This window comes from Lysinibacillus sp. NPDC095746 (assembly GCF_044763535.1).
Taxonomy (GTDB): domain Bacteria; phylum Bacillota; class Bacilli; order Bacillales_A; family Planococcaceae; genus Lysinibacillus.
Window position 1 is genome coordinate 1 of the sequence record NZ_JBIWGL010000013.1, and the last position, 16,324, is coordinate 16,324.

Sequence of the window (16,324 nt, forward strand, 5' to 3'; positions counted from 1 at the left end):
AAGGCACTTCCTGTTCAAAATTGAACAAGAAGTGCCTTATTTTTATCTGAGAAAGGTTCGCTTTTATGAAAACGTAAGTTTTTCAGTGCCCTCCAGTAAAATGCACATCTTTTTTTGTTCACATCAATTTAATATTTTATCCAATTCTATTGTTATATAATAAAATGTGACATGTTTTACCAAGGGGAAGGTGGAAGTTTGTATGGGGTTATTCGGTTTATTTCAAAAGCCAATGGATGAAAGTGTTGAGATGCACAACGATTTAGAAATACAAATATTAAAAAAGCGAATTCTGGAATTGGAACTTGAGCAGGAAAGCATTGATGTGAAAAATGCGATTTTAGATTTTGTACTAGCGCATATGGAGTTAATTAATTTTCAAACGGCTTTAAAGGTTCAAAATGTCTCTACGAGTGTAGGGGATATTTCAGCAATGAGTGAAGAAATGTCGTCAAATACAGAGGAAATGCTTGCGGTTGAGCAAAATGTTAATGCAAACATTCAAGAAATAAAACAGCATTCATTACTACTTGTAGAGGAAATGGAATCATCTATTTCAAAAGGTGAAATGGTTCAGGAGTTGTTGGCCAAAGGAGCTCATTCAACAGAGCAACTGAAGAATGAAATGACCAAAATGGACAATATTAGTACTGGTGTAACTGGGATTGCCGATCAAACACAATTACTATCTTTAAATGCCTCAATTGAAGCCGCACGTGCTGGTGAGCATGGAAAAGGCTTTAACGTTGTTGCGATGGAGGTAGGGAAGTTAGCCAACAGTTCGAAAGGTTCATTGCAAGAAATGACAAAAATTCGAACAGTCATTGATAAGAAATTACATAATACAATAACAAATATTAAGCAAGTCGAACATTATTTAACTGACTTTTTAAGGATCATGAAGGACAATATTGCTAATCTGACTGTAACAAGTAGAAATATTGAAGAAGCAGCACATGGTATTCATCAAATAACAGCTGCCTCAGAAGAAAATGTAATAGCTGTAGGTCGTTTAGCGGAAACAACGACGGAATTATCACGTACTAGTGACTTCTCGGATCTAATACAAAATCAAGTATCTGAAATGTTAAAAGCTATTGCACCGACAATCAGAAGGCCATCAGAGCAAACGATAGTTAGCCAATTGGCAGCAAGGTTAATGGATCATGCTAGTTTTTTACGAAATGCTATTCACAAGGCTGGTCAAAAAGAAACGATAAAAACGCATCATCAATGTATGTTTGGAAAATGGTATTACGGACATTTTGAGGAATATCAAAACTTACCAGAATATCGTAATATTGAACAACCACACGAATTAGTACATATGGCCGCCCAAAAGTTAGTGAATGAACTGTCAATTCATAACATAGAAGAAATGATTCAACACTCACTTAATATTTTGGAGGCATTTATTTCGTTCATAGATGTGCTTTTAAAAAAAAGACATGCTCAATTATAAATAAAGGTTAACGAGGAAGCTGCTTTGCTGTCGCGTCTATAACGATAATCCAAGGAGTTGCTCAGTCTCTGCAGTGAATAACTTCTATATTATATATAAAAAGGATTGACATCCATAAATTAGGGATGACAATCCTTTTCGTTTTATTCAGTAGGAACGGTGTTCATGATTCTTTCTTTCACGTCCCATTTTACTGTGAACGTAACATTTTGTTGCTTTTCACGTTTTTCATCATAGCATTCTGTTAAATAACCTTTTGCTTGCTGGATTTGCTCAGCTATAAATCCTGCTTCAAGTCTAAAGCTACGAAGACCGATTTGTAACAGTTCTGGATCATTTGTCAACTGGAATATGCGTCCATCCTTCGACTCTTTGATAAGCTCTAAATTACCCCAACAGGCATCTGCGAAAAATGCGATAAGTTCATCTTGACTTGTACAGGGGAACTTCCGAGCTAGATCTTTTCCTGCCCAGTAAAGGACATCACCTTCGTGTTTACCAAGAATGGAAGATAAAATATAATCGCGAATTATCTCATACCCAAAAGCTGAGATTGTAGGAGATGAAGTGTTTAACATTGAAAGCCTTCTTTCTTTGAATTTTCTTAAAATTTGATACTGATAAAGTAAAGATAGATTTTTCGAGAAAAAACGATGCATCATGTACTAGATTACTTCTTTAATAAGGAGTGTGAAAAACTTTAAGTTGCCTTGACGCTCGTAGCTCTTGAGAGTACAATAAACATGTCATAATATTGTACCATGATGAAATACACAGTCAATGAAGTATCAGTTACAAAATGATGACTTCTTTAGTTGTGCTATTTTAAGTACTAAGGGGGGTAACAGTCTTGTCGAAAGATCGAGAGTTTTTATGGCGTCGCTTACATTCTCTACTTGGTATCATTCCAGTAGGTCTGTTTTTAACGATGCACCTGTTCATTAACTTTACAGCAACAGGCGGAGCAGAAAGTTACAACGCAGCTACCGCTAATATGGAAAAGATTCCATTCCTTATCCTAGTTGAATGGATTGTCATCTATATTCCATTAATGTTCCACGCATTTTATGGTGTCTACATTGCATTCACTGCTACACCAAATACAGGACGTTTCAGCACATACCGTAACTGGATGTTCTCATTACAACGTTTCACGGGTGTATTCTTAGTGATCTTCATTGCATGGCATATTTTCCAAACTCGTATTCAAAAAGCACTTGGTACAGAAGTTGATTACGACATGATGGCAAATATCGTTTCAAATCCATTCATGCTTGGATTCTACATTGTTGGTATTATATCAGCAACTTTCCACTTATCTAACGGTTTATGGGCATTCCTAGTAAGCTGGGGTATTACACAATCTCCTCAGTCTCAAAAGATTGCTACTTATGTAACAAACATTATTTTCGTAATTCTAAGTGTAGTTGGTGTGGCTGCTATTTTAGCTTTTGCTTAATGTAATAGAAGCTACTATAGAGCATATGGCAATCATTGCAATTTTTTAAGAGGAGTGAGAAATAATCATGGCGAAAAGCAAAATAATTGTTGTCGGCGGCGGTCTAGCTGGTCTGATGGCAACGATTAAAGCAGCTGAAGTTGGTACTGAAGTTGATTTATTCTCATTAGTTCCTGTAAAACGCTCACACTCTGTATGTGCGCAGGGCGGAATTAATGGTGCGGTAAATACAAAAGGTGAAGGGGATTCTCCTTGGATTCACTTCGATGATACAGTATACGGTGGGGACTTCTTAGCGAACCAACCACCAGTTAAGGGTATGTGTGATGCAGCCCCTGGTATTATTCATTTAATGGACCGTATGGGTGTTATGTTCAACCGTACACCAGAAGGTCTTCTTGATTTCCGTCGTTTTGGTGGTACATTACACCACCGTACAGCATTCTCAGGTGCGACGACTGGTCAACAATTACTTTACGCACTAGACGAGCAAGTTCGTTCTCACGAAGTAGCTGGTTTAGTTAACAAATATGAGCACTGGGAATTCCTTGGTGCAGTAATCGATCCTGACGGCGTTTGTCGTGGTATCGTAGCGCAAGATATGCGTACAGAAGAAATTAAATCATTCCGTGCAGATGCTGTTATTATGGCGACTGGTGGCCCTGGTATTATCTTCGGTAAAACAACAAACTCTGTTATCAATACAGGTTCTGCTGCTTCTATCGTTTACCAACAAGGTGCTTCTTACGCGAATGGTGAGTTCATTCAAATTCACCCAACAGCTATTCCTGGAGATGACAAAAACCGTCTAATGTCAGAATCAGCTCGTGGTGAAGGTGGCCGTATTTGGACTTATAAAGACGGTAAACCATGGTACTTCTTAGAAGAGAAATACCCAGCATATGGTAACTTAGTACCGCGTGATATTGCTACACGTGAAATCTTCGACGTTTGTGTGAACCAAAAACTAGGTATTAACGGTGAAAACATGGTATACCTAGATCTTTCTCATAAAGATCCACATGAATTAGATGTAAAACTTGGTGGTATTATTGAAATCTACGAAAAATTCGTAGGTGATGATCCACGTAAATTACCAATGAAAATTTTCCCAGCAGTTCACTATTCAATGGGTGGATTATGGGTTGACTACAACCAAATGACTGAAATTCCTGGTTTATTTGCAGCAGGTGAATGTGATTATTCTCAACATGGTGCAAACCGTCTTGGTGCAAACTCATTATTATCTGCTATTTATGGTGGTATGGTTGCTGGTCCAAACGCAGTAGACTATGTTAAACATCTTAAAAAGCATGCGGAAGATCTTCCACAAGAAATCTATGATGCACGCGTTCAAGAAGAACAAGCTAAGTGGGAAGCTATCATGAAAATGGATGGCACAGAAAACGCTTACTTACTTCATAAAGAGCTTGGTGAAATGATGACTGCTACTATGACAGTAGTACGTTATAACGACCAACTTGAAGATACATTGAACAAACTTGATGAATTCCAAAAACGTTGGGAAAACATTAACATCAACGATACACAAAAATGGAGTAACCAAGGTGCTCACTTTACGCGTCAGTTGAAAAATATGATTTACCTTGCGAAAGTAATGACAAAGGGTGCATTATTACGTAACGAATCACGTGGTGCACACTATAAGCCAGATTTCCCGAACCGTGATGATGAGCAGTTCTTAAAAACTACAATGGCGAAATTTGACCCAACTACTGGTGATCCAATTATCACGTACCAAGAAGTCGACGTTTCATTAATTCCACCACGTAAACGTGATTACTCTGCGAAAGGAGACTAAGAATTATGAATATCGCAGCTAATACTGGAAGAATGGTCAAAGTTGAAATTTTACGTCAAGATACACAAGGTGGCAATGGCTACTGGCAGAAATTCGAAATTCCTTACCGTCATGGTATGAACGTTATTTCTGTATTAATGGAAATTCAAAAGAATCCAGTTATGTCAAATGGTGAAAAAACAACACCAGTTGCATGGGATATGAACTGTCTTGAAGAAGTTTGTGGTGCATGTTCAATGGTTATCAATGGCCGCCCACGTCAATCTTGTTCAACGCTTGTTGACCAATTGACTGAGCCAATTAAACTTGAGCCTATGAAAACTTTCCCAGTTATTCGTGACTTACAAGTTGACCGTGAACGTATGTTCAATGCACTTAAAAAAGTTAAAGCATGGGTTCCAATCGATGGTACTTATGATTTAGGTGAAGGTCCACGTATGCCAGAAGGTAAACGTCAATGGGCTTATGAATTATCTAAATGTATGACTTGTGGTGTATGTATGGAAGCATGTCCAAACGTGTCTGAAAAAGCTTCATTCATCGGACCAGCACCATTATCACAAGTACGTTTATTCAACACTCACCCAACTGGTGCAATGATTAAAGACGAACGTTTAAATGCAATCATGGGTGATGGAGGCCTTGCAAACTGCGGTAACTCACAAAACTGTGTAGCTGCTTGTCCAAAAGGTATTCCTTTAACAACATCTATCGCATCATTAAACCGTGCAACTACAGTGCAAATGTTCCGTAACTTCTTCGGTTCTGACCACTACGTAGACTAATAGTACAAGCTTTACTCCGAAACTCCCTTACACTGCACGTGTGAGGGAGTTTTTTCTATGAAAAATAAAAAATAATTTTGTAGAATAAAACTTGAAAATGCTTGATTATCCAATTCGCCATTAAAGTTTCGTACAATAGGGAGTTCAGATAGGGGCATTTTCAAGAAAGAGTAATAAACTAAATATGATGTCTTCATTAAAAAGATCGAATTAAGGAATAAAATAGCATCATTGGGGTGTACAGAAAGTGAGTTTTAACGAGTGAAAATGTGAATTTTCTATGATAATATAGTGTTTTCCTTTATAATGAATCTATATTCATTTATAACTTGCTAATTCCGTTTGTTGTTTTGGGAAGAAGCGAGTGAAAACTAGGGGGATGGCTAAGATGAAAGCAAATTATATCGGAGATTTTCAGGAATGGGCAAAGGATTTTGCATTTTTTATTGAGGTTCGTGTACGTTTTTCAGAAACGGATATGTACGGTCATATGAACAATACAGTTAGCTTTACATATTTTGAACAAGCACGAATTGATTATTTTCGTCATTTAGGTGTTCTCATGCCATCAGCAATTGACGAACATGTTGAGGGTATTCCAATTGTAGCCGACTTACAGTGTGATTACGTGAAACAAGTTTTCTTTGATGATGTACTAAAAATCTATACGAAAGTAGCGACAGTAGGCAACTCATCATTGGACATTCATTACTTAGCGAAAAACCAACATGATGAAGTTTGCTTTACGGGTCGTGGTACGGTAGTGCAAATGAACCCTCGAACTGGCAAGAGTGTACCATTATCTGAAGAAGAAAAAACTCACCTAGCAAGTTTGGTGTTCCTATAGTATTGGAAAAGGATGGCGAAAGTTAATTATCCAAAGACAGAAATTTTGAGCGTTATATTTTTCAACAGTATTGCAATTCGAGGAAATAAATATAAACAATGATTTCGACGATTGAAATTGCACATGTACGGCTCATTACAAAAAGTTGTAGATGACATTTGGTAAAGCGTATGCCATATATATAAGTTGATTGAAGTGGAAATTGGGCAATTCCTTGGGGATCAGCGCTCATCGGACGCCCCCGGGAAAGCGCCTAAGCGAAACAAGAAATCAACCACTCGTTATGGTGATGATGCATTTTTACATAAAATTATTAATTGTGGAAGTAATTTCCGAATTTTTTTAGGAAACACGAGATATTCATGAAAATAGCCGTCACCGCTCCTCATTCCTTAACATAAGTTACAATACGTGCGGGGGAGGAGGGTGTAACTGAAAATGAATGGCTCTCATCATCGTTCTCTTTTAACGAACCGAGAACGTGAAATATTTGCGCTTTTATTAGCTGAAAAAACAACGAGGGATATTGCAGAGCAACTTGGTATTAGTGAAAAAACAGTGCGAAATCACATTTCCAATACAATTCAAAAGTTAGGTGTAACGAATCGATCTCAGGCGTTAATTGAGCTGTTACGCTTAGAAGAATTCAAATTAGACTAATTGGACACTTGCTATTTCAGAAAAAAAACGACAAAATAGAACTATTCAACGTATTTTTAGGAGTGAAATAGTTATATGTCGGATAAAGTAACAAAGCACTCACCTGAAACCGTTGCAACGGTTGAAAAGGAATTACGCTATATAGCGGCGATTGTGAAGCAAAAAGGAAGAGAGATTGTTTCACAGTATGCGATTACGCCGCCACAATTTGTTGCATTACAGTGGTTAGAAGAGCTTGGAGATATAACAATTGGTGACTTGTCAAATCGATTATACTTAGCTTTTAGTACAACAACAGATCTAGTGGACCGAATGGAGAAAAATGAATTAGTCAAGCGAATGCGTGACGAAAATGACCGTCGTGTCGTTGTTGTTCATCTTCTCGAGAAGGGCGAACGCATTATTCAAGAGGTTATTGAAAAAAGACAGCAATATTTGCAAGAGAAGCTTGTTGGTTTTAACGAACAAGAAGTCGCGCAATTATCAAGCTATTTAGAAAAACTACATGTACACATGAAACAGGATTGAGGCGGAAAGTATGAATGCCCCGATAGGCGTTATTGATTCAGGAGTAGGCGGTTTAACCGTAGCAAAAGAAATAATGAAGCTATTACCAAACGAAACAATCTATTATATTGGTGATACAGCAAGATGTCCGTATGGTCCAAGAAGTCGTCAGGAAGTACGAAATTTCACTTGGCAAATGGCAAAAGCACTAGAGAAAATGAATATCAAAATGCTCGTCATTGCTTGTAATACAGCGACTGCAGTAGCACTCGAAAGTTTACAAAGAAATATGCCTTTTCCGGTACTAGGCGTTATTAATGCTGGCGCACGTGCAGCTGTAAAGAAAACGAAGCGACATGAAGTCGTTGTGCTTGCAACAGAAGGAACAATTAAAAGCGGGGCGTATGAGGAAGCCTTATTATCATTGAATACGTCGGCTCATATTATTCCGCTTGCTTGTCCAACATTCGTACCACTTGTAGAAAGTGGCGAATATAAAGGTGAATTTGCAAATAAATTAATTGCGGAAGGCTTAAAGCCGTTGAAAAATGAACAATTTGATACGGTCATACTAGGATGCACGCACTATCCTATTCTGCAAAAACAAATTGAAGCTGTTGTAGGAGAAGAAGTTTTTGTGCTTTCTTCTGCAGAGGAAACAGCAAAGGATGTTCAAGAAATGCTTGAATATAATGGCACATTGGCTGACCCAGACGCTGTGCCTGCCCATAAATTTTATGCAACTGGTTCAGTGCCTATTTTCCGTTCAATTGCTGAAAGTTGGCTTGAGCAAGGTACTCTCCAAATAAAACGTTTGACATTAAAATAAAAAATCAGCTTAGCTATGGGCTAGGCTGATTTTTGCCGTTTTTAGCATTGTACATAAGAGCCCGAGCACTTTTTTGAAGGTGAAAATTATGTTAAGATGAGTGCGCGAAAGATTTTAGGAGGAACGAAAATTATGACAAGATTTGATGGAAGAAATGTAGATGCGCTGCGTCCCGTGAAAATTGATAGTGAGTATTTATTGCACCCAGAAGGCTCAGTGTTAATTCAAGTAGGCAATACGAAAGTAATTTGCACAGCAACGATTGAGGATAAGGTTCCTGGCTTTTTACGTGGACAAGGCAAAGGGTGGATCACTGCAGAATACTCGATGCTACCTCGTGCAACAGCACAGCGTACAGCACGTGAGTCATCTCGCGGCAAAGTTAATGGCCGCACAATGGAGATTCAACGATTAATCGGTCGTGCATTACGTGCTGTCGTTGATTTAGAAGCACTTGGTGAGCGTACTGTATGGATTGACTGTGACGTGATTCAAGCAGACGGAGGAACACGTACAGCCTCAATAACAGGAGCATTTGTAGCGATGACACAAGCAGTTGCAAAGCTCGCAGAAGAAAAACAATTAGCAAAATTCCCAATCACAGACTATTTAGCTGCAACAAGTGTTGGTATTGTAGAGGATCACGGAGCAATTTTAGATTTAAACTACGTTGAAGATGTCGCTGCTGCGGTAGATATGAATATCGTCATGACAGGAGCAGGACGCTTTGTTGAGCTACAAGGAACAGGTGAAGAAGCAACCTTTTCTCGTGAAGAGTTAAATGAACTGCTGGCGTTAGGTGAAGCAGGCATTCAACAATTGATCGCACTTCAAAAAGAAACACTAGGTGAATTGGCTAACAAAGTGGGAGGAAATGAATAACATGAAACAAGTAGTCATTGCAACTAGAAATAAAGGAAAAGCAAAAGATTTCGAAGCGTTATTTGGTCCACTTGGTTATGAAGTAGTAACGATGTTTGATGTTGCCCCGGATATGGAAATAGAAGAGACAGGTACTACTTTTGAGGAAAATGCAATTTTAAAGGCAGAAGCATTAGCAAAAGAGCTTGGTACAATTGTTATCGCTGATGATAGTGGCTTAGCTGTTGACGCATTAAATGGTGAACCAGGTGTTTATTCTGCACGTTATGCTGGCGATCATGATGATGAAGCAAACATGGTTAAACTACTAGAAAACTTAAAAAATGTCGAGGATGAAAAGCGTACAGCACGCTTCTGCTGCTGCATCGCTATTGCAGGTCCTGATTTTGAAACGACAACAGTTTTTGGTACTTGTGAAGGTGTTATCGCACACGAAAAACGTGGTACAAACGGATTTGGTTATGATCCAGTCTTCTTTGTCCCAAGCTTAAATCGTATGATGGCAGAGCTAACAGCCGATGAAAAAGGAGCGATTTCCCACCGTGGGAATGCGATTCGTAAGTTAAAGGAACAATTACCTAATCTTATAAAATAAGAGGTGATATCCATGCAAATACTGGTCATGAGTGATACACATGGCGATAGTAATGTAATTGAAAAAGTTCGTAGCTTTTACCCAAATGCTAATGCTTTCATTCATTGTGGAGATAGTGAGCTTCCTTTCGCGCATAAAGCATTGGCTGGCATGAAGAAAGTGCGCGGAAATTGTGATATCGATAAAGCCTTCCCTGATGAGGTAGACTTCGATTTAGAGGGTGTTACAGTCTTTGTAACACACGGCCATTTATTCAATGTTAAAAATTCAATCTTATCATTATCATATCGTGCTAAAGAGGTAGGCGCGCAAATTGCGTGTTTTGGTCACTCTCATCTCCTTGGGGCGGAAATGATTGATGATGTGTTATTTTTAAATCCAGGGAGCTTGTTAAAACCACGTGGTCGTAAAGAAAAAAGCTTTGCTCTTGTAGAGGTTGAAGATATGTATTTTGAAGTAAAGTTCTTCACGGATAATAATAACTTACTTTCTACCCACAAGTTTATGCGAAAATGATGTAGCAAAAACGCTTAAGTTTTAGAAACTCTAAGCGTTTTTTGTTTTATCCCATAATCAAATCTCGGCATAATTTTCCGGAATCGGCTTTGTACTTAGGCCAACAAATGTTTTATGCGCGAAAGTGTAGTGCTAACGCAGCGTCAGCAACGTGTTTTTTGCCTGTGCGAAAGTGAAGGTTAGCAAGAGGACGTTATCTGCTCGAAAGCGAAGCGTCACCGGCAACAGCACCGATGTTGGTCACTCAGTCGTTGTTGCTGTCGCACAGATAACTAGCAACAGGACGTGGCGTTCTTAGACTGGGTTCCCCTATTTCAGCGGATGTCTCATTACCTCCTATAAAGGTGGGGAAATTCTATAACTGCCGTTTCACTTACGTTACAAAAAACATCTGTACCTGTCACTACGCTTTCTGTACAGAAAACATTTACTGAAAGAAGATAATTGCAAATGGTAAAAATGGCTATGAATTGTTTAGGATGAAGTAGCAAAAATAAAGATAAACGTAACGAAGGAGAAAACATGGAAAATACACTAAAATGGAATTTTGATAACAGCTATGCCCGTTTACCAAATATTTTTTATACATCAATTAATTTAAATCCAGTTCGTTCACCAAAGTTAATCATGGTAAATGAATCAGTTGCCCATTCACTTGGATTAAACGTCGATGCGTTGCATAGCGAGGAAGCGGTAGCGATTTTTGCAGGTAACGACAATCCGACTGGTGGCATGCCCATTGCACAAGCATACGCAGGACATCAATTTGGTCACTTTAATATGCTCGGAGACGGAAGGGCACTGTTATTAGGTGAACAACTTACACCGACTCATGAACGCTTGGATATCGCACTAAAAGGCTCAGGAAGAACTCCTTATTCCAGGGGCGGAGATGGCAGGGCAGCACTTGGTCCAATGCTTCGTGAATATATTATTAGTGAAGCCATGTATGCACTTGGCATTCCAACCTCTCGAAGTCTAGCTGTTGTGACGACAGGCGAAATGATCCTTCGTGAAACAGAGCTTCCAGGGGCAGTTCTAACCCGTATTGCAAGCAGTCATTTGCGAGTGGGGACCTTCCAATATGCAGCGAACTTTGGAACGGAGGATGAGCTAAAAGCTTTGGCGGATTATGCTTTGGACCGTCATTTTCCTAATGCTGAAGTAACTCAAAATCGTTATCTGACCCTTCTACAGGAAGTTATAAAGAAACAAGCATCTCTCATCGCAAAATGGCAGTTAGTTGGTTTTATTCATGGCGTCATGAATACAGATAATATGACCATTAGTGGTGAGACGATTGATTATGGTCCTTGTGCATTCATGGATACTTATGATCCAACGACAGTATTTAGCTCTATTGATCGACAAGGTCGCTATGCTTATGGAAACCAGCCTAATATCGGAGGGTGGAATTTAACACGACTGGCTGAATCATTAATACCGTTAATTCATGAAAATCAGGAAGCTGCCATACATTTAGCTCAAGAGACTTTAAAGCAATATCCTCAGCTGTATGATGCAAACTGGCTAACAGGTATGCGGGCAAAACTTGGGATATTTAACGAAGAAGATCAGGACGGTGCGCTCATTGAAGAGCTTCTGAAGTTAATGCATCAACATCAAGCAGACTATACGAATACATTTATCGCATTAACCTTCGATAAATTTGATGACTCATCGTTATTTAATACAAATGAATTTAAAGAATGGCATAAGAATTGGCTCGCAAGGTTAGAAAGACAGCAAGAAACAAAAGACATGTCTCAACAATTAATGCGCGATCATAATCCAGCAGTTATTCCACGAAATCACCGTGTAGAAGAAGCATTAGAGGCTGCTGTTGAACAGGGAGACTATAGCGTAATGGAGCGATTAATGGATGCCCTTGCTCAACCTTTTGCACATACTGTGGAGCAGCAGGAATATGCGACATTACCAACCCCATCTAACCAACCATATCGAACGTTTTGTGGCACATAAGTTGAAAATTATTGTGTCAATGAAATTATTGCGAAAATATAACCCTTCGGCAAAACGAAGGGTTGATTTTCGTTTTGATTGAACGCTTTCCTAAGAGCGCCCGATAATCCGTTTGGGGCAACAGATGTTTTTTGTGTGAAAGCGTAGTGTAACGTAGCGGTAGCAACAGGATGTTGGTCACGAAGGCGTTTTCACTGAACGTGATTGTTTTAGCCTTCGTTTCCCTATAAACTCGCTGCATGGTATATCTGTGACGCTAATCCCCAAGGAGCCGGGTAGTCTAATCAACCAATTACACAGTGTAGGAAAGCGAGTGGCCTAGAACGGAAATGATCCTCATTTAAAGAACAACAACATTCACCAAAATTACCTTGACCCATTTTGTTTTTCAACTGTTTGAAAACGAAGGATAAATTCTTCGTTTTTTATTTTGAAAAATGTCACTACACAAATTTATGAGCATACGCTATGTTATGAATAGTAGTGAAGGGAATGTGTAAAGTGCATAAGTATTCAAAAGGTTGGTTTGTGAAACAACTACGAGATCATGGTATTTTGGTGCATCCACAATATAAAAGTCATTTAGGCAATTATAAAGAATCCGAACTGCGCAATTTATACTACCGATATGTTGCAATAGAAACTTTAGATTCAGAACAAAAATAATCATTTTCGTTTGAATAACTCCTTTGTAGGAAAGAATTTAACTACAGAAAGGAGTTATTTTATGTGGAGTAAACCGTGGATTTTAACGCAAATATGGGAAGATGTGTTGTTTCTACATTGGCCAGTATCACCTAAGGATTTAGAGCAGTACATTCCGCAAGAGTTGCAACTGGATCTCTATGAAAATAACGCTTGGCTAAGTGTTGTCCTTTTTCAAGTAAAAGGACAACGACTAAGATTTCTACCACCATTCCCAGGAGTAGGTTCCCATTTGCAGCTTAATGTCCGGACTTATGTTACATATAACGGCATGAAAGGAGTCTATTTTTTTAATTCAGATGTTACGAATCGTTTTATTGTTCAAATAGCTACAAAGGGCAGTTTATCATATCGTCATTCAAAAATAGCTTTACAACAAAAAGAGAATAATTTTTCATTTAGAAGTTTATATCACGGTGCACAGGATGAAAGGTTGAAAATTTCGTATCAACCGATTGCCGGTGAAATAAGTAGTTCTACCTTTGAAAAATGGTTAGTGGAACGTTATCATTCTTGGTCAAAATATAAGAGTTCTCTAATTCGCATAGATATAAATCATATGCCATGGCAGTTGCAGCGAGTTCATTTTAACATTGAAAGCAACACAATAGCTCCATTTGTAAAGGAATCTATACAAGGCATGCAACCAATTGTTCATTATTCGAAACGTAAACAGGCTAAAATTTTTCCACCAATTTTGGAAAACAAAAAGATTTATTCATGTTAATAAAAGAGATAACAAAATTGCATCACAATGGCGCTTGCAATCATATCCGACATAGCAAGTGCCTCAGCTTCAATGTAATCAAAAACTTGAATATCCTCTTGATAGTTTTTCTGAATCATAGTTACGGCTTCTTTTTTTGTTAAAGCTAAATGTGTGTAGAACATTTTTTGTACTTCCTCAATACTCAAGTATGGATTAATTCGATTCAAAAATATTGCAATGTCATCTGCATTACGATACCATTCTTTTTCCTTTGCATCCGCTGTTGTAGTATCTCCTTTGGCAGTTGCAGTTACTAGCTGCGCAGCAATTAGAAGATGTTCTTTAATCAGTTCAGCATAACGATCAGCAATTTGGTCGCCGTAAAATGGACGTAGACAGTTACCTAAGTCCGTCGCATTTTGTAACAGCCGTTTTTGCACAAAGGGCAAATCAGGTAAGCCAAACACAAAGCTTATAATTGTCATCCTCGTCCAATTGACATGCTCCATCCATAAAATCCGATTCAGCCTTACTGATACAGCGACGATAATCGTTCTATGGCAGTAAAAAATGGCGAATAGGTGCAGTATACTGTGTGTAAGAGGCATTATAGAGCTTGCTTAAGGGACTTACGAATTTTCCGTTTGAATATGGGTACAATGTTTCCATTACTTCTAATTTTTTTCAAATATAAAATACTCCAAGGTATTTCTGTATATGAAAAGAACAATTTTGTGAAAGGCGTAAATATGGCTTTTCTTCATACACCATTTTTTTAGTTATCCCACCATCCATTGTTAGATTAATGTCTGTAACGAAATTAGTTGTTGGGCTTGATTAATTATGCCTTAGCAAAATTCTGTGACATCTGCTGAAAGAAGTTAAATTTGTTTGAATCATATCATTCCATTCATCCAATGTTACGTTATAAAAAGATTTATGTTGAAATTTCCCTGCATTATTAATTAAAATATGGATAGTACCAAAAACGATTAACCACTTTTGGTATTAAAGAAACAATGCCCTGTTTTTTCGTAACATCTGTTTGAACAAAAAGAACATAGTCTTTTCCTACGAAGCCCTAATTCTTTATTTACATCAGTAACAAGATAGGCTCTATTTCGTAAATACGTAAGTACAATGCCTTTTCCATCTCTTGCGCACCGCCAGTTACAATGACTACTAAATCTTTAACGATATTAGGAAAAAGTAGAGATGAGGAGGGCATAATGGGGAATAGGAAATCATATAATATTAATATTGAGGCAAACCTTGCCTTCATAGTTAAATTAATGTTGACATTATGATATAAAACACATATAATAAATATTGTCCTTGATATGGACTACATATAACATTATGTCTCAGTAGCTCAGCAGGATAGAGCAACGGCCTTCTAAGCCGTCGGTCGGGGGTTCGAATCCCTCCTGGGACGTACAGTTTTACAACGTTATATCTAGAGAAATAAGCACTTTCGCTTATGATTCAGTTTTACAGTACTCGGTCAGTCGAGTTTCTGTACTAATGGATTGTATGTGGAGGTGCTTTTTTCTTTGACCAAAAAGAAAGGGATATTTGATATCCAAATTGAACAACCGGTAATTCAAATGAAAAAACAGCAAGTGAAACGAAACGATATAAAAATTGAACAGGCACTATCTGTAATTTTAAAGCAACTTGAAGTAAGTGGATGTCGTGAAAGAACACTATACGATTACCGTATAATCGTTCAGTACTTCATTAGAGATACTAAAGTCGAGTATCTGATAGATATAACGAGTGAAGTGATTTATACATGGTTAGAACAGATGGAAGTTAAAAATACAACTAAACTAACTAGATTGAAGTGTTTTAAGGCATTCTTAGGACGTTGTTTTGATAATGGATGGTTTGCTAATAAGTTTTGGCGGTCAATAAACATCAAAGTGGATACTGAAATTAAGGTAGGGGCAACAGATGAAGATGTGAATTTACTACTATCTGTTCTAGACTATACAAAGTTCATAGATTTAAGAAATTCAGTTGCGATTTTATTGATGTATCGTTGTGGTTTAAGAATAGGAACGATAGCACGAATGAAGGAACGGCATGTTGATTTTATTAATAAAAGATTACATCTTGACGGGGAAGTTATGAAGAATCATAAAGGTTTAATTTTACCTTTAGATGAACAAATGACTTACCTACTGCAAATTATGATTAAGCAGAATGTTCTGATTAGAGATGAATACAAAGAAGTAAATGAAAATTTGTTTATAACGATAAAGGGAAAGCCTACAACAAATTCTATTACATCTAATTCAATCCAAAAGCAACTTAGAAAATACACATTGAAGTATGGAATCAACAATATAAATCCGCATGCCTTAAGACGTGGATTTGCTAAAAACCTATATGATAAATCTAATGATTTGCTGTTAGTTTCAAAGGCACTGGGACATAACGATTTATCAGTGACTACCAAATATCTACATACGGAATTAACGGATATTGCGGATAAATTAAAAGACTTTTTATAAGTACAAATAGGTAATAGTTTAGAAAATAAAAAGCCACCTACTCG

18 protein-coding genes and 1 tRNA gene are annotated in these 16,324 nt (G+C 37.8%); 16 read left to right on the top strand and 3 right to left on the bottom strand.

The window, feature by feature from the left end:
• Positions 1–202 precede the first annotated feature (202 nt).
• The gene (locus ACIQ7N_RS11185) at positions 203–1,462 is read left to right on the top strand and encodes a methyl-accepting chemotaxis protein (RefSeq protein ID WP_402931988.1); all 1,260 of its coding nucleotides are present in this window, start codon (positions 203–205) and stop codon (positions 1,460–1,462) included.
• A 143-nt stretch (positions 1,463–1,605) separates the two neighbouring features.
• Here ACIQ7N_RS11185 and ACIQ7N_RS11190 read toward each other — a convergent pair whose 3' ends face one another.
• Positions 1,606–2,040 (bottom strand): YslB family protein, encoded by a 435-nt coding sequence (locus tag ACIQ7N_RS11190; protein ID WP_132357132.1) that lies wholly within the window; start codon positions 2,038–2,040, stop codon positions 1,606–1,608.
• Between the two features lie 272 nt (positions 2,041–2,312).
• Here ACIQ7N_RS11190 and ACIQ7N_RS11195 point away from each other — a divergent pair, with 272 nt between their 5' ends.
• The 13 genes from ACIQ7N_RS11195 to ACIQ7N_RS11255 all read left to right on the top strand — a co-directional run bounded on the left by ACIQ7N_RS11195 (position 2,313) and on the right by ACIQ7N_RS11255 (position 13,779).
• The gene (locus ACIQ7N_RS11195; protein ID WP_132357131.1) at positions 2,313–2,921 is read left to right on the top strand and encodes a succinate dehydrogenase cytochrome b558 subunit; all 609 of its coding nucleotides are present in this window, start codon (positions 2,313–2,315) and stop codon (positions 2,919–2,921) included.
• A gap of 67 nt (positions 2,922–2,988) precedes the next feature.
• Positions 2,989–4,743 carry a succinate dehydrogenase flavoprotein subunit gene (gene sdhA, locus ACIQ7N_RS11200; RefSeq protein WP_132357130.1) on the top strand — a complete coding sequence of 585 codons (1,755 nt, stop codon included), beginning with the start codon at positions 2,989–2,991 and terminating at the stop codon, positions 4,741–4,743.
• Positions 4,744–4,748: 5 nt separating this feature from the next.
• Positions 4,749–5,528, top strand: a complete 780-nt coding sequence (sdhB, locus tag ACIQ7N_RS11205; protein WP_132357129.1) for a succinate dehydrogenase iron-sulfur subunit — start codon at positions 4,749–4,751, stop codon at positions 5,526–5,528.
• Positions 5,529–5,916: 388 nt separating this feature from the next.
• Positions 5,917–6,375 carry an acyl-CoA thioesterase gene (locus ACIQ7N_RS11210; RefSeq protein WP_132357128.1) on the top strand — a complete coding sequence of 153 codons (459 nt, stop codon included), beginning with the start codon at positions 5,917–5,919 and terminating at the stop codon, positions 6,373–6,375.
• A gap of 438 nt (positions 6,376–6,813) precedes the next feature.
• Positions 6,814–7,035, top strand: a complete 222-nt coding sequence (locus tag ACIQ7N_RS11215) for a helix-turn-helix domain-containing protein (protein WP_004226437.1) — start codon at positions 6,814–6,816, stop codon at positions 7,033–7,035.
• A gap of 75 nt (positions 7,036–7,110) precedes the next feature.
• Positions 7,111–7,563 (top strand): MarR family winged helix-turn-helix transcriptional regulator, encoded by a 453-nt coding sequence (locus ACIQ7N_RS11220; protein ID WP_248716759.1) that lies wholly within the window; start codon positions 7,111–7,113, stop codon positions 7,561–7,563.
• A 10-nt stretch (positions 7,564–7,573) separates the two neighbouring features.
• Complete coding sequence (racE, locus tag ACIQ7N_RS11225) at positions 7,574–8,371, top strand: glutamate racemase (RefSeq protein ID WP_248716758.1); 798 nt, start codon at positions 7,574–7,576, stop codon at positions 8,369–8,371.
• Between the two features lie 132 nt (positions 8,372–8,503).
• Positions 8,504–9,253, top strand: a complete 750-nt coding sequence (rph, locus tag ACIQ7N_RS11230; RefSeq protein WP_132357125.1) for a ribonuclease PH — start codon at positions 8,504–8,506, stop codon at positions 9,251–9,253.
• Position 9,254: 1 nt separating this feature from the next.
• On the top strand, positions 9,255–9,848 hold the full coding sequence (locus ACIQ7N_RS11235) for an XTP/dITP diphosphatase (protein WP_402931992.1): 594 nt from the start codon (positions 9,255–9,257) through the stop codon (positions 9,846–9,848).
• Between the two features lie 12 nt (positions 9,849–9,860).
• A complete protein-coding gene (locus tag ACIQ7N_RS11240; protein WP_402931994.1) occupies positions 9,861–10,364 on the top strand; it encodes a metallophosphoesterase in 504 nt (167 codons plus the stop codon).
• Positions 10,365–10,886: 522 nt separating this feature from the next.
• Positions 10,887–12,347, top strand: a complete 1,461-nt coding sequence (locus ACIQ7N_RS11245; protein WP_402931996.1) for a protein adenylyltransferase SelO — start codon at positions 10,887–10,889, stop codon at positions 12,345–12,347.
• 492 nt (positions 12,348–12,839) lie between these two features.
• Positions 12,840–13,013: a DUF2639 domain-containing protein gene (locus tag ACIQ7N_RS11250; protein WP_323653195.1), complete on the top strand. Its 174-nt coding sequence runs from the start codon at positions 12,840–12,842 to the stop codon at positions 13,011–13,013.
• A 61-nt stretch (positions 13,014–13,074) separates the two neighbouring features.
• Complete coding sequence (locus ACIQ7N_RS11255; protein ID WP_402931997.1) at positions 13,075–13,779, top strand: YqjF family protein; 705 nt, start codon at positions 13,075–13,077, stop codon at positions 13,777–13,779.
• Here the strand turns inward: ACIQ7N_RS11255 and ACIQ7N_RS11260 are convergent.
• Both ACIQ7N_RS11260 and ACIQ7N_RS11265 read right to left on the bottom strand, forming a co-directional pair.
• Positions 13,776–14,246, bottom strand: a complete 471-nt coding sequence (locus ACIQ7N_RS11260) for a hypothetical protein (protein WP_402931998.1) — start codon at positions 14,244–14,246, stop codon at positions 13,776–13,778. The two genes, ACIQ7N_RS11255 and ACIQ7N_RS11260, sit on opposite strands and share 4 nt — an antisense overlap.
• Positions 14,247–14,598: 352 nt before the next feature.
• Positions 14,599–14,754: an SDR family NAD(P)-dependent oxidoreductase gene (locus tag ACIQ7N_RS11265; RefSeq protein ID WP_402932171.1), complete on the bottom strand. Its 156-nt coding sequence runs from the start codon at positions 14,752–14,754 to the stop codon at positions 14,599–14,601.
• Between the two features lie 368 nt (positions 14,755–15,122).
• Here ACIQ7N_RS11265 and ACIQ7N_RS11270 point away from each other — a divergent pair.
• Both ACIQ7N_RS11270 and ACIQ7N_RS11275 read left to right on the top strand, forming a co-directional pair.
• Positions 15,123–15,196 (top strand) — tRNA-Arg (locus tag ACIQ7N_RS11270).
• Between the two features lie 118 nt (positions 15,197–15,314).
• The gene (locus ACIQ7N_RS11275; RefSeq protein ID WP_402931999.1) at positions 15,315–16,280 is read left to right on the top strand and encodes a tyrosine-type recombinase/integrase; all 966 of its coding nucleotides are present in this window, start codon (positions 15,315–15,317) and stop codon (positions 16,278–16,280) included.
• Positions 16,281–16,324: the final 44 nt, after the last annotated feature.

What these genes read in the sequence shown, in the direction of transcription:
- ACIQ7N_RS11185 (WP_402931988.1), top strand. Translation starts at nt 203, where the DNA reads ATGGGGTTATTCGGTTTATTTCAAAAGCCAATGGATGAAAGTGTTGAG.
- ACIQ7N_RS11190 (WP_132357132.1), bottom strand. Translation starts at nt 2,040, where the DNA reads ATGTTAAACACTTCATCTCCTACAATCTCAGCTTTTGGGTATGAGATA.
- sdhA (WP_132357130.1), top strand. Translation starts at nt 2,989, where the DNA reads ATGGCGAAAAGCAAAATAATTGTTGTCGGCGGCGGTCTAGCTGGTCTG.
- sdhB (WP_132357129.1), top strand. Translation starts at nt 4,749, where the DNA reads ATGAATATCGCAGCTAATACTGGAAGAATGGTCAAAGTTGAAATTTTA.
- ACIQ7N_RS11210 (WP_132357128.1), top strand. Translation starts at nt 5,917, where the DNA reads ATGAAAGCAAATTATATCGGAGATTTTCAGGAATGGGCAAAGGATTTT.
- ACIQ7N_RS11215 (WP_004226437.1), top strand. Translation starts at nt 6,814, where the DNA reads ATGAATGGCTCTCATCATCGTTCTCTTTTAACGAACCGAGAACGTGAA.
- ACIQ7N_RS11220 (WP_248716759.1), top strand. Translation starts at nt 7,111, where the DNA reads ATGTCGGATAAAGTAACAAAGCACTCACCTGAAACCGTTGCAACGGTT.
- racE (WP_248716758.1), top strand. Translation starts at nt 7,574, where the DNA reads ATGAATGCCCCGATAGGCGTTATTGATTCAGGAGTAGGCGGTTTAACC.
- rph (WP_132357125.1), top strand. Translation starts at nt 8,504, where the DNA reads ATGACAAGATTTGATGGAAGAAATGTAGATGCGCTGCGTCCCGTGAAA.
- ACIQ7N_RS11235 (WP_402931992.1), top strand. Translation starts at nt 9,255, where the DNA reads ATGAAACAAGTAGTCATTGCAACTAGAAATAAAGGAAAAGCAAAAGAT.
- ACIQ7N_RS11240 (WP_402931994.1), top strand. Translation starts at nt 9,861, where the DNA reads ATGCAAATACTGGTCATGAGTGATACACATGGCGATAGTAATGTAATT.
- ACIQ7N_RS11245 (WP_402931996.1), top strand. Translation starts at nt 10,887, where the DNA reads ATGGAAAATACACTAAAATGGAATTTTGATAACAGCTATGCCCGTTTA.
- ACIQ7N_RS11250 (WP_323653195.1), top strand. Translation starts at nt 12,840, where the DNA reads ATGTGTAAAGTGCATAAGTATTCAAAAGGTTGGTTTGTGAAACAACTA.
- ACIQ7N_RS11255 (WP_402931997.1), top strand. Translation starts at nt 13,075, where the DNA reads ATGTGGAGTAAACCGTGGATTTTAACGCAAATATGGGAAGATGTGTTG.
- ACIQ7N_RS11260 (WP_402931998.1), bottom strand. Translation starts at nt 14,246, where the DNA reads ATGACAATTATAAGCTTTGTGTTTGGCTTACCTGATTTGCCCTTTGTG.